The organism is Azotobacter tropicalis, from assembly GCF_059739045.1.
The window spans coordinates 69,021-90,410 of the sequence record NZ_AP046059.1; the positions used below are offsets into that span (position 1 = coordinate 69,021).

Below are 21,390 nucleotides of genomic sequence, written 5' to 3' on the forward strand. Positions count from 1 at the left end.
TCTGGTCCGCGCCAGCGGACCTGTCTGTCACGGATGGCGCAGGAGCAGTTGCTCGTCTTCGCCGAAGAAATGCTCGTCGCAGTTGGGGCCGGCGCCGCTGCGGTCGATCACCAGGAATTCGTCGTCGTCCACCAGCGCCAGCACCGGGTGGTGCCAGACGCCGCGCTGGTAGTTGACGCCCTGGCGGCCGTTGCCGAGGAAGGCGCGGACCTGTTCCGGACGCGGGGCGTCGCCCGGCGGGGCGACCACGATCAGGAAGGGGTTGCCGCGCAGCGGCACGAACGCCTGGCTGCCCAGCGGGTGGCGCTCCAGCATGCGAATGGTCAGCGGCATCGGCAGGCTGCGGGCGACGAAGATGCTGACGATGGCCCGGTCCTCCGGCGTGCTGGTCTGCACCTGGGCGAGGGCGTGATAGCGGCGGGTCGAGCCGTTATTGATCATGAAATAGTCGCTGCCCTCGGTTTCGATCACTTCGCCGAAGGGGGCGAAGGCGGCCTTGCTCAGGGGTTCGATGCTCAGGGTGTGCATGGGGCCTCCAGTGGCTCGCTCTCCCCTCGGGGGAGAAGGGTGGGGTCAGCGGGCCAGCCGCCCGAACAGCCGCAGCCGGCTGACGCCGCCGTCGGGGAAGACGTTCAGGCGCACGTGGGTGATCGGCCCGAGCGGCCTGATCTCTTCGACGAACTCGTGCTCCTGGTGCATCGAGAGCTTCTGGCTGGGCAAAAGCTCGCGCCAGAACAGGCTCTGGGTCTCGATCTGGCTGTCGGTGCCGCCTTTCACGTAGGCCGCCTGGATCGAGCAGCTGTCCGGATAGTTGCCCTTGAAGTGCAGGGTGTCGACGACGATCCGCTCGATCTCGCCGGGATGGCCCAGGGCGACGATCACCCAGTCGTTGCCCGGGGTGCGCCGGCGTGCGGTTTCCCAGCCGTCGCCCATGTTCACCCCGCGTCCCGGATTGAGCAGGTTGCCCATGCGTCCGAAATGCTCGTCGGAGCAGGCCAGGGCGCGCCCGCCGTTGAGGGCCGCGGCCAGGTCGATCGCCTCGTCGGCGCCGACCGCGCTCCAGTCGCGATGCGGAATGCCATAGACGCGCAGACGCGCCACGCCGCCGTCCGGGTAGATGTTGAAGCGCAGGTGGCTCCAGGGACGCGAATCGGCGATGGCGTGGTAGTGGTGGCTGTCGCCCTGAAGCTCCACCGCCGGCAGCACCTCGACCCATTCGGTGCGCTCGTCGGGATCGCCTTCGGCGAGGAAGCAGGCCTCCAGCGAGGCGGACGGCGGGTAGTTGCCGGTGAAATGGCGGGTGTCGATGTCCACGCCCTTGATCGTGCCGGGCATGCCGAGGCGCAGCACCGCATGGTCGTAGCCCTCGAAGCGCTTGCGCCGCGACTCCCAGCCGTCCATCCACTTGCCGTTGTCGTCGTAGACGCCTTCCTTCCACTCGGGCTCGGTGGGCTGGAGCATCCGCTCGACCGGCGCGAACCAGTCGTCGGTGACGTAGAGGGCGCGGGTGCCGAGGCGGGCGTCGGCGAGGTTCAGGTATTTCTCGAAGGGCGCGGCGTAGTTCTTCATGTGTGGTCCTTACATCGCCTGCAGGCGGAACAGGGCGATCTTGTCGATTTCGGCCAGGGCGCGGGCGAATTCCTGCTCGGGCGTGTTGTTCAGGCGCTCCTCGAAGGCGGCGAGGATCCGCTGCCGGTGGCTGCCCTTCACCGCCATGATGAAGACGAAGCCGAAGCGCGCCTGGTAGGCGGCGTTGAGGCGCTCGAAGCGCTCGAACTCCTCGGGCGTGCAGTCCTGGATGCCGGCGCCGGCCTGCTCGGCCGTGCTGGCCGCGCTCAGTTCGCCGCGCACCGCGGCCTTGCCGGCCAGATCCGGGTGGGCCTGGATCAGCGCCAGCTGCGCCGCGCGGGACGCCGTGCGGACGACCTGCGCCAGGCGTGCGTGCAGGCGCTCGATATCGTCGTCCGCAGCGCTGATGCCTTGAGCGAGCAGTGTTTCGGCGATCCACGGCGAATGCTCGTAGACGCCGCCGAAGGTTTCGACGAACGCCTCGCGGGACAGGGTCGAGGGCTTGACGGTGGCGAAGGCGGTCATTGGCCGGCTCCCGGAAAGGGGTGGGTGGCATGCCAGTGGCGGGCGATGTCGATGCGTCGGGCGAACCAGACCTTGTCGTGGCCCTTCACGTAGTCGACGAAGCGCTGCAGGGCGGCGAAGCGCGCCGGACGGCCGAGCAGGCGGCAGTGCATGCCGATCGAGAGCATCTTCGGCGCGCCGGCCTCGCCCTCGGTGTAGAGCACGTCGAAGGCGTCCTTGAGGTAGGTGAAGAAGTCGTCGCCGCTGTTGAAGCCCTGCACCTGGGTGAAGCGCATGTCGTTGGTATCCAGGGTGTAGGGAATCACCAGGTGTGGCCTGTCCGCGGTGGATGCCGGGTCCCAGTAGGGCAGGTCGTCGTCGTAGGCGTCCGAGTCGTAGAGAAAGCCGCCTTCCTCGCGCACCAGCCGGCGGGTGTTGGGGCCGAGACGTCCGGTGTACCAGCCGAGCGGGCGCTCGCCGGCGATCCGGGCGAGGATGTCGATGGCCCGGTCCAGATGCGCCTTCTCCTCGGCCTCGTCCATGTACTGGTAGTCGATCCAGCGGTAGCCGTGGCTGCAGATCTCATGGCCGTCGGCGACCATCGTCCCGATGACTTCGGGATGACGCTCAGCGGCCATGGCCACGGCGAACACGGTGAGCGGAATGCCCTCGCGGCGGAACAGCTCGAGCAGGCGCCAGACCCCGGCGCGGCTGCCGTATTCGTAGAGCGACTCCATGCACAGGTTGCGCACGCCCGGCAGCGGCTGGGCGGCGACCATCTCGGAGAGGAAGGCCTCGGACTCCTTGTCGCCGTGGAGGATGCAGCGCTCGCCGCCTTCCTCGTAGTTGAGCACGAAGGACAGGGCAATGCGCGCTTCGCCCGGCCAGTGCGGATGGGGCGGCTGGCCGGCGTAACCGATCAGGTCGCGGGGGTAGGGGCTGGTCACGGGACTCTCCTGTCGGTGGGCTTGAAACTATCGGGACAAGGGTATCTCCTGCAAATCTACCGCTCATCCGGATGCAGGAGGAAGGGGCCGCCGGCTCCGCAGTACCCATGGCCAGACTGACCACCCACGTGCTCGACACCACCCACGGCTGCCCCGGCGCGGGCCTCGCCATCGACCTCTACCGCCTCGACGGCGAGCGGCGGCAACTGCTGGCCCAGGCCGTGACCAACGCCGACGGGCGCTGCGATGCGCCGCTGCTGGAGGGGGAAGCGTTCCGCGCCGGCGTCTACGAGCTGCATTTCCACGCCGGCGACTACTACCGCCGCCGTGGCCTGGAGCTGGTCGAGCCGGCCTTTCTCGACGTGGTGGTGCTGCGCGTCGGGCTGAGCGGCGAGGGGCATTACCACGTGCCGCTGCTGGTATCGCCCTACGGGTATTCGACTTACCGGGGAAGCTGAGCTCAGCCGCGCCGATGCACCGAACGCCCGGCGGCGAAGGTTTCCCGCACCGCCCGGTCGTCGCCGAGGATCATCAGGGCGAACAGCTTCTCCTCGAGGCTGCGCGCCTGTTCCAGGCGGCGGGCAAGCAGCGGCGTGGCCTTGTGGTCCAGCACCACGAAATCGGCGTCCTTGCCCCGCTGCAGGTTGCCGATGTGCTCGTCCAGGTAGAGCGCCCGGGCGCCGCCGAGGGTGGCCAGGTACAGCGCCTTGAACGGGTCGAGTTTCTGCCCCTGCAGCTGCAGCACCTTGTAGGCCTCGTTGAGGCTCTGCAGCTGGGAGAAGCTGGTGCCGCCGCCGACATCCGTACCCAGGCCGACGCGCACGCCGTGGCCTTCCAGCCTGGCCAGGTCGAACAGGCCGCTGCCGAGGAACAGGTTGGAAGTCGGGCAGAAGGCCACCGCCGAGCCGCTCGCGCCGAGGCGCCGGCACTCGTCGTCGCAGAGGTGGATGCCATGGGCGAACACCGAGCGGGCGCCGAGCAGGCGGTAATGGTCGTAGACGTCCAGGTAGTGCTTGCGCTCGGGGAACAGCTCCTTCACCCAGTCGATCTCCGCACGGTTCTCGGACAGGTGGGTGTGCAGGTAGAGGCCGGGGTATTCGCCCAGCAGCCGGCCGGCCAGCTCCAACTGCTCGGGCGTGCTGGTCGGTGCGAAGCGCGGGGTGACGGCGTAGTGCAGGCGGCCCTTGCCGTGCCAGCGCTCGATCAGCGTCCGGCTCTCGTCGTAGCCGGAGGCGGCGTCGTCGCGCAGGTCGTCCGGGGCGTTGCGGTCCATCAGCACCTTGCCGGCGATCATCCGCAGGTCGAGCCGGCTCGCTTCCTCGAAGAAGGCGTCCACCGACTGCGGATGCACGGTGGCGAACACCAGCGCGGTGGTGGTGCCGTTGCGCAGGAGTTCTTCGAGGAAGAAGCGCGCCTGGGCACGGGCATGCGCCGGGTCGGCGAAGCGCGCCTCGGCGGGGAAGGTGTAGGTCTCCAGCCATTCCAGCAGCTGGGTGCCGTAGGAGGCAATCACGTCCAACTGCGGGTAGTGGATGTGGGTGTCGACGAAGCCGGGGACGATCAGCGCGTCATGGTACTCGACCACCTCGACCCCGGCCGGCAGGTCCGGCAGCAGGCTGGCGGCATCGCCGATCCGCGCCACCTTGCCGTTCTCGACCAGCAGCAGGCCGTCCTCGAAGTACTGGTAGGAGCGTTCGATGCCCACCAGGCGGGGATCGGCGAGGCAGTGGAGCAGGGCGGCGCGGTAGGCGTGCATCGGACGGTCCTTCATGTGTTGAGTCGGTCCCGACAAGGCAGGAGCCAGCTGGCTGGCGATCAGTTTGCAGGGTGGACAACGCCGCAGGCTTGTCCACCATGGTGGATGGCTTCGACCATCCACCCTACTTTCAGGCCGGACTGCGCCGCGAGGCCGGCAACAGTCTGGCGATGCTCTCGCCGCCCTGGCTCTCCTCTCCGAAGCGGGCGTTGTAGGTGGCGATCACCTCGCCGGCGATGGAGATGGCGATCTCCAGCGGCAGCTTGCCCTTCACCTCGGGCAGGCCCATCGGGCAGCGCATGCGCTGCACCACCTCGGGCGCCAGGCCGCGTTCGTGCAGGCGGTGCTCGAAGCGGGCGCGCTTGCTCTTCGAGCCGATCAATCCGAAGTAGGTGAAGTCGTTGCGCTTGAGGATGGCTTCGGCGAGCTGCAGGTCGAGCTGGTGGTCGTGGGTCATGACGATGAAGTAGCTGCCGGCGGGCATCCGCTCGACTTCCCCGAGCACCTCGTCGTTGATCACCCGCTCCACCCCGGCAGGCACGGGATCGGGGAATTCCTGCGCGCGCGAGTCGATCCAGCGCAGCCGGCACGGCAGGCCGGCGAGCAGCGGCGCCAGGGCGCGGCCGACGTGGCCGGCGCCGAACAGGGCGATGCGCGCCTGCGGCTGGCCCAGCGGCTCGAACAGCAGCACGGTGGCGCCGCCGCAGCACTGGCCGAGGCTGGCGCCGAGGGCGAAGCGCTCCAGGCGCGCGGCCTGGCTGCGCGTCTCCAGCATCTCGCGGGCGATCTGCAGGGCCTTGAATTCCAGATGGCCGCCGCCGATGGTGTCGTGCAGCCGCTCGCGCTCGACCACCATCTTCGCCCCGGCGTTGCGCGGCGTGGAGCCCTGTTCCTCGACGATGGTCACCAGCACGCAGGGCTCGCCACGGCGCTGCAGGTCGGCGAGGGCGTCGATCCAGCTCATGTTGCTCATGTGCGGCTCTCCGATTCGCGGGGCAAGTGCAGCCTTTTCATCTGTTCCACGCCCCAGAGCACCCGCTCCGGGGTCGCCGGGGCGTCGATGGCGGGCTGCAGGCGGTAGTCGGCGAGGCTGGCCACGGCGTCCTTGAGCGCGCACCACACGGCGATGCCGAGCATGAACGGCGGCTCGCCGACGGCCTTGGAGTGGAACACCGTGTCCTCCGGGTTGCGGCGGTGCTCCACCAGCTTGACCCGCAGGTCGGCCGGCACGTCGGCGACCGTGGGGATCTTGTAGCTGGCCGGCCCGGCGGTGAGCAGCCGGCCCCGGTCGTCCCAGACCAGTTCCTCGCTGGTCAGCCAGCCCATCCCCTGGACGAAGCCGCCCTCGACCTGGCCGATGTCGATGGCCGGGTTCAGCGAGGCGCCGACGTCGTGGAGGATGTCGGCGCGCAGCAGGCGGTACTCGCCGGTCAGGGTGTCGACCAGCACCTCGGCGCAGGCCATGCCGAAGGCGTAGTAGTAGAACGGCCGGCCGCGCGCCTGGGCGCGGTCGTAGTAGATCTTCGGCGTGCGGTAGAAGCCGGTGCTGGAGAGCGATACCTGGCCGACGTAGGCCGCCTGGATCAGCTCCTCGAAGCTCAGGTAGCGGTCGCGGATGCGCACCTGGCCGTTCTTGAACTGCACGTCCTCCTCGCCGACCTGCCAGTGCCGGGCGGCGAATTCGACCAGGCGCTGCTTGATGGTCTGCGCGGCTTCCTTGGCCGCCTTGCCGTTCAGGTCGGCGCCGCTGGAGGCGGCGGTGGGCGAGGTGTTGGGCACCTTGCCGGTGTTCGCCGGGCTGATCTGGATGCGCGAGACGTCCACCTGGAACACCTCGGCGACCACCTGGGCGACCTTGGTGTTGAGGCCTTGGCCCATCTCGGTGCCGCCATGGTTGAGGTGGATGCTGCCGTCGGTGTAGACGTGCACCAGCGCGCCGGCCTGGTTGAGAAAGCTCGAGGTGAAGCTGATGCCGAACTTCACCGGGGTCAGCGCCAGGCCCTTCTTCAGCACCGGGCTCTGCGCGTTGAAAGTGCGGATCGCCTCGCGGCGCGCGGCGTAGGCGCAGCTTTCCTCCAGCTCGGCGGTCATCTCCTCGAGCAGGTTGTGCTCCACCGTCTGGTGGTAGTGGGTGACGTTGCGCTCGCTCTTGCCGTAGTAGTTGAGCTTGCGCACCGCCAGCGGGTCCTTGCCGAGCCGGCGGGCGATGGCGTCCATGATCTCCTCGATGGCGAGCATCCCCTGCGGGCCGCCGAAGCCGCGAAAGGCGGTGTTGGAGGCGAGGTTGGTCTTGCAGCGGTGGCCGTCGATCAGCGCCTCGCCCAGGTAGTAGGCGTTGTCGGCGTGGAACATGGCGCGGTCGACGATGGCCCCGGAGAGGTCCGGCGAATAGCCGCAGTTGGCCGCCAGCTGGATGTGCACGCCGTGCAGGCGGCCGTCGTCGTCGAAGCCGACCTCGTACTCCACCTGGAAGGGATGGCGCTTGCCGGTGATGCGCATGTCCTCGTTGCGCGGCAGGCGCATCTTGGTCGGCCGTCCGGTCAGGCGGGCGATCACCGCGCACAGGCAGGCCGGCGCCGCGGCCTGGGTTTCCTTGCCGCCGAAGCCGCCGCCCATGCGGCGCATGTCCACCTCCACCTTGTTCATCGGTACGCCGAGCACCTCGGCGACCAGCTTCTGCACCTCGGTGGGGTGCTGGGTCGAGCTGTGGACCAGCATGCCTCCGTCCTCGGTGGGCAGCACCGCGGCGATCTGCGTCTCCAGGTAGAAATGTTCCTGGCCGCCGATCCGCAGGCTGCCGGCGAGGCGATGGGGCGCGCCGGCCAGCGCCGCGGCCGCGTCGCCGCGTTTGTGGCTGTGGCTGTCGAGGACGAACTGCCGGCGGCGCAGGGCCTCGTCCACCGTCAGCACCGGCTCCAGGTCCTCGTACTCGATCACCGCCGCCAGTGCCGCGCGGCGGGCGTTCTCCAGGCTGTCGGCGGCCACCGCCAGCACCGGCTGGCCGAGGTACTGCACGGTGCCGTCGGCGAGCAGCGGATCGCCGGGGAATACCGGGCCGATGTCCAGCTTGCCGGGCACGTCGGCGCTGGTGATGGCGATGGCCACGCCGGGACGGCGTAGCAGGGCGCGGTGTCGATCCTGAGGATGCGCGCATGGGCGCGTTCGGAGAGGCGCGCGTAGACGTGCAACTGGTTGGGGAATTCCAGGCGGTCGTCGACGTAGAGCGCCTCGCCGGTCACGTGCTTGGCCGCGCTCTCGTGCCTGACGCTGCGGCCGACGCCGCTGACCAGCTCCGCGCGAAACAGCGCGGCGAGTTCTTCCTGGGTATGGGGGGTGAGGCTAGACATGATCGGTTACCCGGGTCGGCAGTGCCGGCGTGTGCAGTTCGAGGAAGGCCTTGCGCAACAGGTTCTGCGCGGCGAGCAGGCGGTATGCGCGGCTGGCGCGGAAATCGCTGAGCGGGTCGAAGTCGCCGGCCAGCGCCGTGCAGGCGCGCTCGATGGCGGCGGCCTCGAACGGCTGACCGCGCAGGGCCTGTTCGCAGGCCGCGGCGCGTCTGGGGATCGCCGCCATGCCGCCGAAGGCGATGCGCGCCTCGCGCACCCGGCCGTCCTCGATCGCGAAGTTGAAGGCGGCGCAGACCGCCGAGATGTCGTCGTCCAGGCGCTTGGACAGCTTGTAGGCGCGAAACGCCTGGCCGGGACGGGCGCGCGGCACGAGGATCTTCTCGATGAACTCGCCCGGCTCCAGGGCGGTGACCTTGTAGTCGAGGAAGAAGTCCTCCAGCGCGAGCGTGCGGCTGGCCTCGCCCCGGCGCAGCTGCAGACGGGCGCCGAGGGCGATCAACAGCGGCGGCGCGTCGCCGATCGGCGAGGCGTTGCCGATGTTGCCGCCCAGGGTGCCCTGGTTGCGGATCTGCAGGGAGGCGAAGCGCGCGAGCAGGGCGCCGAAGTCCGCGTACTCGGCGGCCAGCGCCGCATAGCAGTCGGTGAGCGGCGTGGCGGCGCCGATCTCGAGGACGTCGGTGCCGATCTCAACCCGCTTGAGCTCCTCGATCCGGCCGAGGTGGATGGTCAGCGGCAGGGCGCGGTGCTGCTGGGTCACCTCCAGGGCGAGATCGGTGCCGCCGGCGAACAGCCGCGCCTCGGGGTGGGCCACGTAGAGCGCGGCCAGCTCGGCGACGCTGGCCGGCAGCAGGCAGCGTTTGTCGCCGTCGGCCAGTTCGGCGCTGTCCCGGGCGATGGCCTTGAGCGCGGCGACGATCTCGGCCTCGGCGGCGTCGAACTGGTCCGGCTGCGGGGCGCTGCAGGCCTGCTCGGTGGCGGCGAGGATCGGCCGGTAGCCGGTGCAACGGCAGAGGTTGCCGGCCAGGGCCGCGCAGGCCTGTTCCCGGTCGGGGCTGTCGGCATTTTTCTGCAGGGCGAACAGCGACATGACCACGCCGGGCGTGCAGAAGCCGCACTGCGAGGCGTGCTGGTCGACCACCGCCTGCTGCACGCTGTGCAGCCGTTCCCGGTGCTTGAGGTCCTCGACCACCAGCAACTGCTTGCCGTGCAGGGCGGCGACGAAGGTCAGGCAGGCGTTGAGGCTGCGGTAGCGCAGGCGTTCCCGGCCTTGTTCGCCGACCAACTCGCCGACCACCACGGTGCAGGCGCCGCAGTCGCCGGAGGCGCAGCCTTCCTTGGTGCCGGTCTTGTGCAGGTGCTCGCGCAGGTAGCGCAGCACCGTGAGGTTCGGGTCGAGGGCGCGTTCGCTGCGCAGTTCGCGATTGAGGAGAAACTGGATCACTGCATCCTCCGGGGATTCGACGGTAGCGCATGTAGGGTGGGAAACGGCCGCAGGCCTTTCCCACCGGCGGCGCGGTCATGGTGGAAAATCGCGACGCGAGTTTTCCACCCTACAAGAGCCATGGGCCGGCCCCTCAGACCAGACGGGCATCCAGGCTGTTCTGGACCAGGCGCTCGGCCTGCTCGCAGGTCATGCCGAGGCTCTCCTGCAGGGCCACGAAGTTCTCCGTGACGTAGCCGCCGAAGTAGGCCGGGTCGTCGGAGTTCACCGTCACCTTCACGCCCATTTCCAGCAGCCTGAGGATGTTGTGCTCGGCCATGTCCTTGAACACGCGAAGCTTGACGTTGGACAACGGGCAGACGGTCAGCGGGATCTGCTCGTCGACCAGCCGCTCCAGCAGCTTCGGGTCCTCGGCGGCGCGCACGCCGTGGTCGATGCGCTTGACCTTGAGCAGGTCGAGGGCTTCCCAGATGTACTCCGGCGGGCCTTCCTCGCCGGCATGGGCGACGGCGGCGAAGCCCTCGGCGCGGGCGCGCTCGAACACCTGGCGGAACTTGCGCGGCGGATGGCCCCTCTCCGAGCTGTCCAGACCCACGGCGATGAAGGCGTGGCGGAAGGCCAGGGCCTGGTCGAGGGTCTTGTGCGCTTCTTCCTCGGGAAGGTGGCGCAGGAAGCTGAGGATCAGCCCGCTGCTGATGCCGAGCTGCCGGCGGCCGTCCTCCAGCGCCTGGGCGATGCCGCTCAGCACCGTCTCGAAGGGAATGCCGCGGTCGGTATGGGTCTGCGGGTCGAAGAAGGGTTCGGTGTGGACGACGTTCTGCTCCTTGCACTTCTGCAGGTAGGCCCAGGTCAGGTCGTAGAAGTCCTGCTCGGTGCGCAGCACGTTGGCGCCCTGGTAGTAGAGGTCGAGGAATTCCTGCAGGTTGTGGAAGGCATAGGCCTTGCGCAGGCTTTCCACGTCGGGCCAGGGCAGGGCGACCTTGTTGCGTTCGGCGAGGGCGAACAGCAGTTCCGGCTCCAGCGAGCCTTCCAGATGCAGATGCAGTTCGGCTTTGGGCAGGGCATTGAGCCAGGCGTACATGGGAGCGGCCTCCGGTCTTCGTGGGCAAGGCGGGCAGGGCGTTCGGAGCGGCCCTGCCTTTGTTGACTAGCTTGCCTCTTGTCGCCGCGCCCTGCCACTGCCGCGAGGGCCGTGGGCACCGGCACGGCGCTCCGACGAAAGCGATGCTGTGGACTGGCGCACAGGCGGTTGGCGGGAGGGTGTGCGAGCGCCGTGACGGATGGCGGAGCTCGAGGTTTTCGCCGGAATGCGGGCAGGAAGCGGTAGGGGCGGATCCGTCTGCGACCGACGCCAACCTCGAAAGCGTCGCAGCGAATCCGCCCCTGCCAAGCCAACGTCAACCTGATCTCTGGGGTTTGCCTCCTATCTGTCCGTGGCTATGGAAACGTGCGGTGGTCCGAGCGGACCGGCTTTCAGCCGGCCTTCTTCAGCGCCAGCCGGTCTTCTTCGCTGCGCGGGATGCGGCTTTCCGGGCTGGGCTTGATCGCCCGGCTGGTTTCGCCGCCGACCGATACCGGGATCTCGCCGAGCACCGTGGTGCGGCGCACGATGCGCCGGGCGCTGCCGTAGTCGTCGACGGCGATGTGCTGGGTGGAACGGTTGTCCCACAGTGCCACGTCGCCCTCGCTCCAGCGCCAGCGCACGATGTTCTCCAGCTTGACGGCGTGCGCCTGGAACAGGTCCAGCAGCGCCCGCGAATCGCGCGAGTTGAGGCCGACGATCCTCTCCGCGAAGTGGCCGAGCACCAGCGCCTTCTCGCCGGTTTCCGGATGCACGCGGACCAGCGGGTGCTCGCTCTCGTAGACGGTGGAGGTGAACTGCTCGCGGAAGCGCTTGTTGGCCGCCACCTCGATCTGCTTGGGCGCGGCGTAGTCGTAGTCGTTGGTATGACGTACCCACAGGCTGTCGGCCAACCGCTGCAACGGCTCGGGCAGGTCCTGGTAGGCGCTGACGGTGTTGGCGAACACGGTGTCGCCGCCGGCCTCGGGGATCACCTCGCCGCGCAGGATGGTGATCTTCGGGTAGTCGACGACGAAGGTGATGTCGCTGTGCCAGGAGTTGGCCCGCGAGCGCTCGGAGTCCACGTCGAGGATACCGGCGGTGTTTTCCGCGCTGTGCACGGTCGGATGGACCACCAGCTCGCCGAAGCGACGGCCGAAGGCCTCCTGCTCGGCGTCGGTCAGATGCTGGTCGCGCAGGAACAATACCTTGTGCTCGAGCACGGCCTGCTGCAGCTCGGCGAATTGCGCGTCGTTCAGATCGGTCAGGCGCACGCCGCTGACGATGGCGCCGATACGGCCGGTGACGGGGCGGATATCCAGGGACATGGGTTTCTCCTGTGGGGCTGCTGCGGCTCCTTGCCGCAGGCGAATGGTTGAGCCTGCGCGGCGCATCGGCCGGCGGCAGGGTGTGCGGCGGGCGGGCCCGCGCCTTCCTCGACCAAGACGGAGCAGAAAGCGTGCCAGCGCTCGTTGACCAGGAATTTCGCGGCTTTTGGCCGCTTCATGGCTGCAGAACTGTTGGATTTCGCGCAGCTTGCGCGGGCCGCTGGCGGTTATCCGGCAGCGGTCGCGGGTGTTCGGGCAGGTTGTCTCTTGGATTAAATGGAATATACAAATCAAATTTGATTATTTTTAAACATAAGCATTGGCCGCTAGAGTCCTGCCGCACCGAATATCCGTCCGCGAGGCCGTCGTCCATGAACGCTCCCGTCCTGACCCTGGCTCCCCACGAAAACAGCCGCATGGAGATCCGCGCCAAGGCCCTGCTGTTCGCCGACGCCCGCTCGCAGCAGCTGCTGGCCCAGGCCGAGCTGGTCGCCGACAGCCCGGTGCCGGTGCTGATCCAGGGCGAGACCGGCACCGGCAAGGAACTGCTGGCCCGCCACCTGCACCAGCGCAGCGGGCGCAAGGGGCCCTTCGTCGCGGTGAACGGCGCGGCGATCAGCGAGACCCTGGCCGAGAGCGAGTTCTTCGGCCACGAGGCCGGCGCCTTCACCGGCGCCGCCGGCCGCCGCGAAGGCTGGTTCGAGGCGGCCAACGGCGGCACCCTGTTCCTCGACGAGATCGGCGACCTGCCGCTGGCGCTGCAGGTCAAGCTGCTGCGCGTGCTGCAGGAGCGCGAGGTGGTGCGGGTCGGCGGGCGCAAGCCGATTCCCATCGACGTACGACTGGTCACCGCGACCCACGTCGACCTGCAATCGGCGATCGCCGCCGGACGCTTCCGCGAGGACCTGTTCTACCGCCTGAACATCGTCACCCTGGCCATCCCGCCGCTGCGCGACCGGCCCGGCGACATCCTGCCGCTGGCCCGCCACTTCCTCGGCCAGTTCGCCCGCGAGCACGCCCGCGAGGAGCCGGCGCTGACGCCGGTGGCCGTCGAGCGCCTGCTCGGGCACAGCTGGCCGGGCAATATCCGCGAACTGGAGAACGTGCTGCTGTCCGCCGCGCTGATGGCCGGCGGGCAGCCGATCGAGGCCCGCCACCTGCAGCTGCGCCCGCGCAGCACGCCGCCGGCGAGCGCCCGGCCGCTGACGGCGCCGGCCGAGGCCCCGGTCGATCCGCTCTGGCAGGGCATCCGCAGGCAGCTCGGCGAACTGCTCGACCGCGGCGACGACGGCCTGCTGGCGCGCTGGGAGTCGCTGCTGCTGGAGACCACCCTGCAGCGCCATCGCTACAACCAGGTGCACAGCGCCGACCGCCTCGGCATCAGCCGCCACGCCCTGCGCACCCTGCTGAAACGCTACGACCTGTTGCCGGAGACGCGCGCGCCGCGGGTTTGAGGCGTCCTCGGGGGCTGCGGTAGGGTGGATGGCCGAAGCCATCCACCACGGCGGACAAGCCTGCGGCGTTGTCCGCCCTACGGAGGCGCCGCCTCTCAGGGCGCCGGGTTGGGCTGCTCGGTGTGGATGCGCTCGATGCCGGCCAGCAGCTCGTCGCTCGGCTCCAGGTCCAGGCTGGCGATGTTGCTGTCCAGCTGTTCCAGGGTGGTGGCGCCGATGATGTTGCTGGTGAGGAACGGCCGGCTGGTGACGTAGGCCAGGGCCAGCTGCGCCGGATCGACGCCGTGCTCGCGGGCCAGGGCGATATAGGCGCTGGCGGCGCGTCGCGCCTGCGGGCTGTTGTAGCGCTGGAAACGCTCGAACAGGGTCAGCCGCGCCTTGGGCGGCTGTGCGCCGTTCTCGTACTTGCCGGAGAGCAGGCCGAAGGCCAGCGGCGAGTAGGCGAGCAGGCCGACCTGTTCGCGGATGGCGATTTCCGCCAGACCCACCTCGAAGCTGCGGTTGAGCAGGTTGTAGGGGTTCTGGATCGACACCACCCGCGGCCAGCCGCGGGTTTCCGCCAGGTGCAGGAAGCGGTGCACGCCCCACGGCGTCTCGTTGGACAGGCCGATATGGCGGATCTTGCCGCTCTTCACCAGGCCGTCCAGGACCTCCAGGGTCTCCTCGATCGGCGTGATGTGGGCGTCCGGGTCGTGCCGGTAGCCGAGCTGGCCGAAGAAGTTGGTCTGCCGGTCCGGCCAGTGCAGCTGGTAGAGGTCGATGTAGTCGGTCTGCAGGCGCTTGAGGCTGGCGTCCACGGCGGCGGTCAGGTTGGCGCGGTCGAAATGGTTGCGGCCGCCGCGGATGTGGGTGATGCCGTTGCCGGGGGCGCCGCCTTGGTGGCGAGGATCCAGTCGCCGCGCCCGCCGTGGCGCCTGAAGTAGTTGCCGATGATGGTCTCGGTGGCGCCGGCGGTTTCCGCGTTGGGCGGCACCGGGTACATCTCGGCGGTATCGATGAAGTTGATCCCGGCCGCCTGGGCGCGGCGGATCTGCTCGAAGCCCTCGGCTTCGCTGTTCTGTTCGCCCCAGGTCATGCTGCCGAGCGCCAACGCGCTGACCTGGAGACCGGTCCTGCCGAGTGGACGGTAAAGCATTGGAAATTCCCTTTGCTGAGGTGGATGGAAGGGCAGAGTACCCCATGTGGCGGCCCGCCGCGGATCGGCGGGCGCCGGACCTACAGCAATCCTTCGGCGGCCAGCGCCTGGCGGACCGCCGGGCGGGCGCGGAAGGCTGCGCCGACGCGGGCGATCTGCGCGAGGTCGGCGAAGCGCTCGCCGAGGCGTGGCAGCCAGCCGGCGAACACCCCGAGATAGGCGTCGGCGATGGTGTAGCGCTCGCCCACCAGCCACTGCCGCCCGTTCAGGTGGCGCTCGATGTGCGCCAGCGCCTGGTGCAGCTGTTCGGCGGCCTGGGCGCGGATGCCCGGATGGGCGCCTTCGTCGGCCGAGTAGCGCTCCGGACGGTTCAGCGGGCGGAAGCCGCCGACATGCACCTCCGAGGTCAGGTAGCCGATCCAGCTCTGGATCCGCGCGCGCTCCCGGCTTCCGGCCGGGGCGAACAGCTCGGCTTCCGGCCGCAGGTCGGCCAGGTAGGGCAGTAGCGCGCTGTTCTCGGTGAGCACGCTGCCGTCGTCCAGTTGCAGCGCCGGCACCCGGCCCAGCGGGTTGACGGCGTGGATCGGCGAGTCGGGGGTGCGCAGGGCCACCGACTCGATGCGGATCGGCAGGTCGAGTTCGTGGACCAGGCTGTGGGCGGCCAGGGAGCAGGCGCCGGGGGCGATGTACAGGACAGTCATGCGATACCTCGTGGGCGGGGGCGACAGCAGGTCCGTGCCCCCGGTGGGTGGAAGAACTCAGGTAGCCGACCAGGCCAGCACCGGCTCGCCGGCGATGGCGCGGGAGGGGCGGCCGTCCGGGCCGACGGGGACGTCGCCGACCAGGGTGATGCGGTACAGCTGGCGGGGCAGGTCGGTGGCGTGGATGTCCGTCGGCGGCTGGTGGGCGGTGACCCGGTTGTCCCAGAAGGCCAGCGAGCCGGGCCGCCACTTGAAGCGCACGGTGTATTCGGGGCGGATCGCCTGCTCGAAGAGCAGTTCCAGCAGCTGCTCGCTCTCGCGCGGGCTGAGGCCGACGATGCGCTTGAGGAAGCTCGGGCTGACGAACAGCGCCTTCTCGCCGGTCTCCGGATGCACCCGCACCAGCGGGTGCTCGCTGACCAGCGGCCGGGACGCCAGCGGCTCGCTGAAGCCCTGCCGCGCCTCGGCGCCCTCCGGCGGGGTGAAGCGGTGCTCGCCGCGCAGGCCGTCGACGAAGGCCCGCAGGGTCGGCGACAGGCCGTTGTAGGCGGCCACCAGGTCGGTCCACTGGGTGTCGCCGCCATAGGGCGGGATGTCCACACCGCGCAGGATCGCCGCCGCCGGCGGGTTGACCGCCGCGCTCACGTCGGTGTGCCAGCCGCTCCACGGGCGCACCAGGCGCTCGTCGGTGAAGCGCGCCTTGAAACGGTCGCGGCCGACCGAATAGATCTCCGGGTGGCCCTCGACATGGCCGAACACCGGGTGGCCGACGGTCAGCTCGCCGAACTGCCGGCCGAGCGCCACCTGCTGGGCATGGTCGAGGTGCTGGTCGTGGAAGAACAGTACCTTCCAGCGCAGCAGGGCGGCGCGGATGGCCTCGCGCTGGGCGGAGGGTAACGGGCGCGACAGGTCGATCCCGTCGATCTGGGCGCCGATGTGCAGGGACAGCGGGGTGATGACGAGCGCCTCGGCTCGAGGCACGGCCTGCTGCAGGCGGGCGGGGGACGGCATGGCAACTCCTTGTGCGGATGAAACGCTGGGGCGGGCCGCAGTGGCCCGCCGGGACGGGGGTCAGCTCGCTGCGCGCCGGTCGCGCTCGGCGGCATGACGGTTCTGCGGACGGGCCAGGCCCAGGTGTTCGCGCAGGGTGGTGCCGCTGTACTCCTCGCGGAACAGCCCGCGGCGGCGCAGTTCCGGCACCACCAGCTCGATGAACTCCTCCAGCCCGCCGGGCAGCCAGGGGGCCAGCACGTTGAAGCCGTCGGCCGCACCCTGCTCGAACCAGCTCTGGATCTGGTCGGCGATCTGCACCGGGGTGCCCACCACCGTCCAGTGGCCGCGGGCGCCGGCGATGCGCAGGTAGAGTTCGCGGATGGTCAGGTTCTCGCGGTGCGCCAGTTCGAGCAGCAGGGCCTGGCGGCTCTTGTTCTGGTTGGTGGCGGCCAGCTCGGGCAGCGGGCCGTCGACATCGAAGCCGGACAGGTCGCTGCCGATCAGCGCGCTGAGCAGGTTGACGCCGACCCGCGGGTCGGTCAGCTCCTGCAGCTCGCGGTACTTGGCCTGCGCCTCCTCTTCAGTGCGGCCGACCACCGGGAAGATCCCCGGGAGGATCTTCAGTTCCTCGGGCGCGCGGCCGTACTTGGCCAGGCGCCCTTTCACGTCGGCGTAGAAGGCCTGGGCGCTTTCCAGGCTCTGGTGCGCGGTGAAGATCGCCTCGGCGCTGCGCGCGGCGATTTCCCGGCCCGGCTCGGAGGAGCCGGCCTGCACCAGCACCGGATAGCCCTGCGGCGGGCGCGCCACGTTCAGCGGGCCGCGCACCCGGTAATGCTCGCCCTCATGGTTCAGCACGTGCAGTTTGGCCGGATCGAAGAACTGGCCGCCGGCCTTGTCGCGGACGAAGGCGTCGTCCTCCCAGCTGTCCCACAGGCCCTGCGCCACGTCGAGGAACTCCGCGGCGCGCCGGTAGCGCTCGCCGTGGTCGGGCAGCTCGCTCTGGTCGAAGTTCAGCGCTTCGGCCGGCGCCGAGGAGGTCACCAGGTTCCAGCCGGCGCGTCCCCTGGAGATCCAGTCCAGCGAGGCGAACTTGCGCGCCAGGTGGTAGGGCTCGTTGTAGGTGGTGCTGACGGTGGCGATCAGGCCGATCCGCTCGGTCACCGCGGCCAGCGCCGAGAGCAGGGTGAAGGGTTCCAGGCGGGTGCCGCGGGCGGTCAGCGCCAGTTCCTCCAGGCCGCTGCCGCCATTGCCCGCGTTCACCGCCACCGAGTCGGAGACGAACAGCGCATCGAACTTGGCCGCCTCGGCCAGGCGGGCCACGCGGACGTATTCGCCGAAGTCGTGGTTGGCGTGCTCCGGCACGTCCGCACGCCGCCAGGCGGCGATGTGATGGCCGGTCGGCAGGATGAAGGCATTCAGCGCAAGCTGGCGTTTGCTCATGGCGCGTTTCCTCGGCAGGGAGTCGTGAAGAAGGCTTCCGGATTGGCCGGAAGGTCGGTGAAGACCTCCAAGGCAGAATGCATGCCAGCACTTCGCCCTGCCGCTGGAGGCCGCGCCGGATCAGGGCTGCAGGGGACCGCCGGGATTCCCGGCGTCCGCTGCGGCAGAAACGGCGGGCGCGCGCTGGGAGATTTTCAACAGTTGGCCGCGGCGGCTGCGCCGTATGCAACAGTTGCCGCGCTCGAGGATGCCGCGAATTCTGGCCGTTCGCCGGGGAGAACCGGCCGGCGGCGCCGCGCCAGCGGCGGGAAGCGCTCCTCGCCCGGCCATGACGCAGCCGGAGCTTCGTCCGCTTCGGCACAGCGCTTGCTCCGTGGCTGTCGGGCGGTTGCCCCGCACGCCGCCAAGCCCCTCGAGCCGAATAAGGACATCCGCGATGAAGAAGACCAACCTGCTGGCTTCCCTGCTGCCCGGACTGCTGAGCACGGCTCTGCTGCTGGCGCCGCTTCCGCTCAGCGCCGCCGAGCCCCTGACCATCCGCTTCGGCGTCGCCCAGGTCGGCAAGGGCGGCGTGCCCTTTTCCAACGGCGGGGTGGCCGGACTGGCCGACCAGCGCAAGGCGCTGCAGGAGGAACTGGGTGGCGACGTGAAAGTCGAGTGGCACTACTTCAAGGGCGCGGGACCGGCGGTCAACGAGGCGCTGGCCAACAAGCAGCTGGATTTCGCCGTGCAGGGCGACCTGCCGGCGGTGGTCGCCAAGGCCGGCGGCCTGGACACCCGGCTGATCACCGCCGACAACCTGCTCACCTCCACCTACCTGGTGGTGCCGGCCGACTCCCCGGCCAGGCGCCTCGCCGACCTCAAGGGCAAGCGCGTGGCGCTCTTCAAGGGCACCAACCTGCACTTGGCGATCCTGCGCGCCCTGAAGCAGCAGGGCCTCGGCGAGCGCGACTTCCGCACCCTCAACATGGATTTCGCCACCATGGCCGCCGCGCTGACCTCGAAGGACATCGACGGCGCCTGGTTCGACGCGCGGGCCTTCGATCTGCAGGCTTCCGGCGTCGGCCGGATCCTCTACGACACCCGCGCCGTCGATCCGCGGCTGACCCGCCAGGGCCATGTGCTGGTGCGCGGCGAGTTCGAGCGCGAGCATCCCGAGCTGGTGCAGAAGGTGGTGACCGCGCTGGTCAGGACCGCGGCCTGGACCTCGGAGCCGGCCAACCGGGAAACGGTGCTTTCGCTCTGGGCCAAGTCCGGCACGCCGATCGAGGCGCTGCGCGCCGAGCAGGAGGGCCAGTCGTTCCAGCGCCGCTATTCGCCGCTGCTGGACGACTTCTTCGTCGAGCGCTACCGCACCACGGTGCGGGAATCCAAAGAGCTCGGCCTGATCCGCGGCGATGTCGACGTGGCCCGCTGGATCGAGCCGAAGTACGTCCAGGCCGCCATCGAGCAGCTCGGCCTGCAGAAGCTGTGGACTCCCTACGACGCCGACAACCGTCCCGTCGTCCGCTGAGTCCCGCTCCGGCGCTTGCATTCCCTCTGGCCGGCTGTTTGCATCCGCTCGGGCTGCCGCCCCGCTGGAGGCGGCGGTGAGGATCCCGATGGAGAAGGCACGCGTGCAGACAGAAGCGATCATCCTGGCCGGCGCCCTGAGCGGCGGTTTCGTCACCGGCCTGGCCGGGTTCGGTACCGGCCTGACCGCCCTCGGCTTCTGGCTGCATGCCGTGGAACCGGTGGTCGCCGCCGCCCTGGTGGTGATCTGCTCGGTGGTCGGGCAGCTGCAGTCGCTGTTCAGCCTGCGCCGCGCCGTCGTCTGGCAGCGGGCCTGGCCCTTTCTCGTCGGCGGTCTGGCCGGCGTGCCGCTGGGCGTAGGCGCCTTGCGCGTCCTGGACGTCGAGACCTTCAAGCTGCTGCTCGGCGTCCTGCTGGTCGGCTACACCGGCCTGATGCTCGGCCTGCGCCGTCTGCCGAGCGTCCCCGCGTGGGGCGGGCGCCTGGCCGACGGGCTGGTCGGCGCGGGCGGCGGCGCGCTCGGCGGGATCGCCGGGCTGTCGGGCCCGTTGCCGACCCTCTGGTGCGGCCTGCGCGGCTGGAGCGCGGACATCCAGCGCGGCGTCTACCAACCCTACAACCTGGGCATTCTCTGCGTGGTGCTGGGCCTGTACGCCGGCCAGGGCCTGCTGACCGGGGAGGTCTGGGAACTGGCCGCGCTCTGCCTGCCGGCCACCGTGCTCGGCTCCTGGCTGGGCACGCGCCTGTTCCGGCGGATGAGCGACTGGCAGTTCCGCTACCTCGTCCTCTGGCTGCTGCTCGTCTCGGGTCTGGTGCTCAGCCTGTCCAGCCTCTAGTCGAGCGCTCGCGTGCGTCATGCCGGCTATCGAGGCTGTGAAGCGCGACAGGCCTTGCAAAGGGTTCAGAACAGCGACAGCGGGTACTGGACGATCAGCCGGTTGTCGTCGAACTTGTTGTTCGCCCCCCAGTCGCGGCGCACCGTCGAGTTCCGCCAGCGCAGGGTCAGGTTCTTCGCCGGGCCGCTCTGCACCACGTAGCTCAGCTGGGTCTCGCGGTTCCATTCCTCGCCGTCGTCGACCGTGCCGGCATGCACGTTGGTGCCCTTGATGTAGCGGGTCATCAGGGTCAGGCCGGGCATGCCCAGGGTGGCGAAGTCGTAGTCGTAGCGCGCCTGCCAGGAGCGTTCGCGGGCGTTGTCGAAGCTGCCGTTGTAGCTGTCGTTGGCCGCCGTGCCGCCGCTGGTGCCGTTGACCCGCAGCCAGCGGTCGTCGCCGCTGACCCGCTGCAGGCCCAGGTAGAAGACGTGCGCGCCGTGCTTGAGCGAGAACAGCCCGGAGAGCAGCGTGTTGTCCAGCTTGCCGGCCTGGGCGCTGCCGTCCTCCTCGCCGTCGAAGTAGCCGATATTGGCGCCGAGGCTCCAGTCCTTGCCCAGCGGCTGGGTATGCACGAGCTGGAAGTAGCGCTGCTTGTAGATGTCCTCCAGCTGGCCGAACCAGGCGCCGACGGTGGTGCGGTTGTCGTTGAAGGCGTATTCGGCGCCGGCGAAGCTGAAGCGGTCGGAGGTGACCGTGGCGTTGCCGACCCAGCTCATGTCGTTGAGGCTGCTGTCGTCGCGCGGGCTGTTGCCGCGAAAGCGCCCGCCGTAGACCGTCAGGTTCTTGATCTCCTTCGAGGTGAGCATGCCGCCCTGAAAGGTCTGCGGCAGCGAGCGGCCGTCGTCGGAGCGCAGGATCGGTAGTGCCGGCGACCATTCGCCGGCCTTCACCTCGGTCTTGGAGAAGCGCAGCTTGCCGGCCACTGCCAGGCGGCCGAACTGGTCGGCCGGGTCGCCGTCCTTGCCGACGGGCAAGAGCTGGGTGCCGCCGGTGCCCTTGCCGCCGTCGAGCTTGACCGACCAGAGGCCGAGGACGTCGATGCCGAAGCCGACGGGGCCTTCGGTGTAGCCGGACTGCAGGTCGAGGATGAAGCTCTGGGTCCATTCCTCGGCCTTGCTGCGGGTGGCGCTGTCGTCGACGAAGTTGCGGTGGATGTAGAAGTTGCGCAGGGTCAGGGTGCCCTTGGCGTCGTCGAGGAACTCGGCCTGGGCACCGGGCAGGACGCCTGCCAACAGCAGAGGCAAAGCGAGCGTGCGGGAGCGATCCAGCAGGGAAGGTTCATGGCTGTTTTTCATTATTGTTGTCCTGGCAAGCGATGAAGATCGGGC

The 21,390-nt window shown here is 69.5% G+C and carries 18 protein-coding genes and 2 pseudogenes; 4 read left to right on the plus strand and 16 right to left on the minus strand.

The annotated features are described in order from the left end of the window. Nucleotides 1-27: 27 nt before the first annotated feature. From Atro_RS00330 to puuE, 4 genes are read right to left on the minus strand one after another with little or no spacing between them, the layout of a single operon-like run. Nucleotides 28-528: an ureidoglycolate lyase gene (locus tag Atro_RS00330; RefSeq protein ID WP_497925899.1), complete on the minus strand. Its 501-nt coding sequence runs from the start codon at nt 526-528 to the stop codon at nt 28-30. 45 nt (nt 529-573) lie between these two features. Further along, on the minus strand, nt 574-1,569 hold the full coding sequence (gene alc / locus Atro_RS00335; protein WP_497925901.1) for an allantoicase: 996 nt from the start codon (nt 1,567-1,569) through the stop codon (nt 574-576). Between the two features lie 9 nt (nt 1,570-1,578). Next, the gene (uraD, locus tag Atro_RS00340) at nt 1,579-2,094 is read right to left on the minus strand and encodes a 2-oxo-4-hydroxy-4-carboxy-5-ureidoimidazoline decarboxylase (protein ID WP_497925903.1); all 516 of its coding nucleotides are present in this window, start codon (nt 2,092-2,094) and stop codon (nt 1,579-1,581) included. Continuing rightward, nucleotides 2,091-3,020 carry an allantoinase PuuE gene (puuE, locus tag Atro_RS00345; protein ID WP_497925905.1) on the minus strand — a complete coding sequence of 310 codons (930 nt, stop codon included), beginning with the start codon at nt 3,018-3,020 and terminating at the stop codon, nt 2,091-2,093. The genes uraD and puuE overlap by 4 nt, the downstream gene beginning before the upstream one ends. Before the next feature lie 107 nt (nt 3,021-3,127). Here puuE and uraH point away from each other — a divergent pair, with 107 nt between their 5' ends. Next, nucleotides 3,128-3,478: a hydroxyisourate hydrolase gene (gene uraH, locus Atro_RS00350; RefSeq protein ID WP_497925907.1), complete on the plus strand. Its 351-nt coding sequence runs from the start codon at nt 3,128-3,130 to the stop codon at nt 3,476-3,478. Nucleotides 3,479-3,480: 2 nt separating this feature from the next. Here uraH and guaD read toward each other — a convergent pair whose 3' ends face one another. The 7 genes and pseudogenes from guaD to Atro_RS00385 all read right to left on the minus strand — a co-directional run bounded on the left by guaD (nt 3,481) and on the right by Atro_RS00385 (nt 12,325). Next, the gene (guaD, locus tag Atro_RS00355; RefSeq protein WP_497927729.1) at nt 3,481-4,776 is read right to left on the minus strand and encodes a guanine deaminase; all 1,296 of its coding nucleotides are present in this window, start codon (nt 4,774-4,776) and stop codon (nt 3,481-3,483) included. Nucleotides 4,777-4,906: 130 nt separating this feature from the next. Next, on the minus strand, nt 4,907-5,749 hold the full coding sequence (gene xdhC, locus Atro_RS00360; RefSeq protein ID WP_497925909.1) for a xanthine dehydrogenase accessory protein XdhC: 843 nt from the start codon (nt 5,747-5,749) through the stop codon (nt 4,907-4,909). Further along, nucleotides 5,746-8,123, minus strand: a pseudogene (xdhB, locus tag Atro_RS00365) (xanthine dehydrogenase molybdopterin binding subunit). Before xdhB ends, xdhC begins: the two are co-directional and overlap by 4 nt. Further along, nucleotides 8,116-9,564, minus strand: coding sequence for a xanthine dehydrogenase small subunit (xdhA, locus tag Atro_RS00370; protein ID WP_497925911.1), 1,449 nt, complete (start codon nt 9,562-9,564; stop codon nt 8,116-8,118). The pseudogene xdhB and the gene xdhA overlap by 8 nt, the downstream one beginning before the upstream one ends. A 133-nt stretch (nt 9,565-9,697) precedes the next feature. After that, on the minus strand, nt 9,698-10,645 hold the full coding sequence (locus Atro_RS00375) for an adenosine deaminase (RefSeq protein ID WP_497925913.1): 948 nt from the start codon (nt 10,643-10,645) through the stop codon (nt 9,698-9,700). Nucleotides 10,646-11,037: 392 nt separating this feature from the next. Then, nucleotides 11,038-11,952: a TauD/TfdA dioxygenase family protein gene (locus Atro_RS00380; RefSeq protein WP_497925915.1), complete on the minus strand. Its 915-nt coding sequence runs from the start codon at nt 11,950-11,952 to the stop codon at nt 11,038-11,040. A gap of 175 nt (nt 11,953-12,127) precedes the next feature. After that, nucleotides 12,128-12,325: a hypothetical protein gene (locus Atro_RS00385; RefSeq protein ID WP_497925917.1), complete on the minus strand. Its 198-nt coding sequence runs from the start codon at nt 12,323-12,325 to the stop codon at nt 12,128-12,130. A gap of 43 nt (nt 12,326-12,368) precedes the next feature. On the opposite strand from Atro_RS00385, the gene Atro_RS00390 reads away from it, so the two are divergent. Continuing rightward, the gene (locus Atro_RS00390) at nt 12,369-13,406 is read left to right on the plus strand and encodes a sigma-54 interaction domain-containing protein (RefSeq protein ID WP_497927730.1); all 1,038 of its coding nucleotides are present in this window, start codon (nt 12,369-12,371) and stop codon (nt 13,404-13,406) included. Nucleotides 13,407-13,501: 95 nt separating this feature from the next. On the opposite strand, the pseudogene Atro_RS00395 reads toward Atro_RS00390, so the two are convergent. The 4 genes and pseudogenes from Atro_RS00395 to Atro_RS00410 all read right to left on the minus strand — a co-directional run bounded on the left by Atro_RS00395 (nt 13,502) and on the right by Atro_RS00410 (nt 17,675). Then, nucleotides 13,502-14,541, minus strand: a pseudogene (locus tag Atro_RS00395) (NADP(H)-dependent aldo-keto reductase). A gap of 80 nt (nt 14,542-14,621) precedes the next feature. Then, a complete protein-coding gene (locus Atro_RS00400; protein ID WP_497925919.1) occupies nt 14,622-15,242 on the minus strand; it encodes a glutathione S-transferase C-terminal domain-containing protein in 621 nt (206 codons plus the stop codon). A gap of 57 nt (nt 15,243-15,299) precedes the next feature. After that, nucleotides 15,300-16,253 carry a TauD/TfdA dioxygenase family protein gene (locus Atro_RS00405; protein ID WP_497925920.1) on the minus strand — a complete coding sequence of 318 codons (954 nt, stop codon included), beginning with the start codon at nt 16,251-16,253 and terminating at the stop codon, nt 15,300-15,302. A 60-nt stretch (nt 16,254-16,313) separates the two neighbouring features. Beyond that, nucleotides 16,314-17,675 carry an LLM class flavin-dependent oxidoreductase gene (locus Atro_RS00410; RefSeq protein WP_497925922.1) on the minus strand — a complete coding sequence of 454 codons (1,362 nt, stop codon included), beginning with the start codon at nt 17,673-17,675 and terminating at the stop codon, nt 16,314-16,316. A gap of 436 nt (nt 17,676-18,111) precedes the next feature. Here Atro_RS00410 and Atro_RS00415 point away from each other — a divergent pair, with 436 nt between their 5' ends. After that, the gene (locus tag Atro_RS00415) at nt 18,112-19,188 is read left to right on the plus strand and encodes an ABC transporter substrate-binding protein (protein WP_497925924.1); all 1,077 of its coding nucleotides are present in this window, start codon (nt 18,112-18,114) and stop codon (nt 19,186-19,188) included. A 103-nt stretch (nt 19,189-19,291) separates the two neighbouring features. Next, nucleotides 19,292-20,023 (plus strand): sulfite exporter TauE/SafE family protein, encoded by a 732-nt coding sequence (locus Atro_RS00420; RefSeq protein WP_497925926.1) that lies wholly within the window; start codon nt 19,292-19,294, stop codon nt 20,021-20,023. A 65-nt stretch (nt 20,024-20,088) separates the two neighbouring features. Here the strand turns inward: Atro_RS00420 and Atro_RS00425 are convergent, their stop codons facing one another. After that, nucleotides 20,089-21,357 (minus strand): OprD family porin, encoded by a 1,269-nt coding sequence (locus Atro_RS00425; protein ID WP_497925928.1) that lies wholly within the window; start codon nt 21,355-21,357, stop codon nt 20,089-20,091. Between the last annotated feature and the right edge of the window lie 33 nt (nt 21,358-21,390).

Bases quoted from the DNA above. Each gene is read 5' to 3' on its own strand.
- Atro_RS00330 (WP_497925899.1), bottom strand. From the start codon at position 528: ATGCACACCCTGAGCATCGAACCCCTGAGCAAGGCCGCCTTCGCCCCC.
- alc (WP_497925901.1), bottom strand. From the start codon at position 1,569: ATGAAGAACTACGCCGCGCCCTTCGAGAAATACCTGAACCTCGCCGAC.
- uraD (WP_497925903.1), bottom strand. From the start codon at position 2,094: ATGACCGCCTTCGCCACCGTCAAGCCCTCGACCCTGTCCCGCGAGGCG.
- uraH (WP_497925907.1), top strand. From the start codon at position 3,128: ATGGCCAGACTGACCACCCACGTGCTCGACACCACCCACGGCTGCCCC.
- guaD (WP_497927729.1), bottom strand. From the start codon at position 4,776: ATGCACGCCTACCGCGCCGCCCTGCTCCACTGCCTCGCCGATCCCCGC.
- xdhC (WP_497925909.1), bottom strand. From the start codon at position 5,749: ATGAGCAACATGAGCTGGATCGACGCCCTCGCCGACCTGCAGCGCCGT.
- Atro_RS00375 (WP_497925913.1), bottom strand. From the start codon at position 10,645: ATGTACGCCTGGCTCAATGCCCTGCCCAAAGCCGAACTGCATCTGCAT.
- Atro_RS00380 (WP_497925915.1), bottom strand. From the start codon at position 11,952: ATGTCCCTGGATATCCGCCCCGTCACCGGCCGTATCGGCGCCATCGTC.
- Atro_RS00385 (WP_497925917.1), bottom strand. From the start codon at position 12,325: ATGGACGACGGCCTCGCGGACGGATATTCGGTGCGGCAGGACTCTAGC.
- Atro_RS00390 (WP_497927730.1), top strand. From the start codon at position 12,369: ATGGAGATCCGCGCCAAGGCCCTGCTGTTCGCCGACGCCCGCTCGCAG.
- Atro_RS00400 (WP_497925919.1), bottom strand. From the start codon at position 15,242: ATGACTGTCCTGTACATCGCCCCCGGCGCCTGCTCCCTGGCCGCCCAC.
- Atro_RS00405 (WP_497925920.1), bottom strand. From the start codon at position 16,253: ATGCCGTCCCCCGCCCGCCTGCAGCAGGCCGTGCCTCGAGCCGAGGCG.
- Atro_RS00410 (WP_497925922.1), bottom strand. From the start codon at position 17,675: ATGAGCAAACGCCAGCTTGCGCTGAATGCCTTCATCCTGCCGACCGGC.
- Atro_RS00415 (WP_497925924.1), top strand. From the start codon at position 18,112: ATGAAGAAGACCAACCTGCTGGCTTCCCTGCTGCCCGGACTGCTGAGC.
- Atro_RS00425 (WP_497925928.1), bottom strand. From the start codon at position 21,357: ATGAAAAACAGCCATGAACCTTCCCTGCTGGATCGCTCCCGCACGCTC.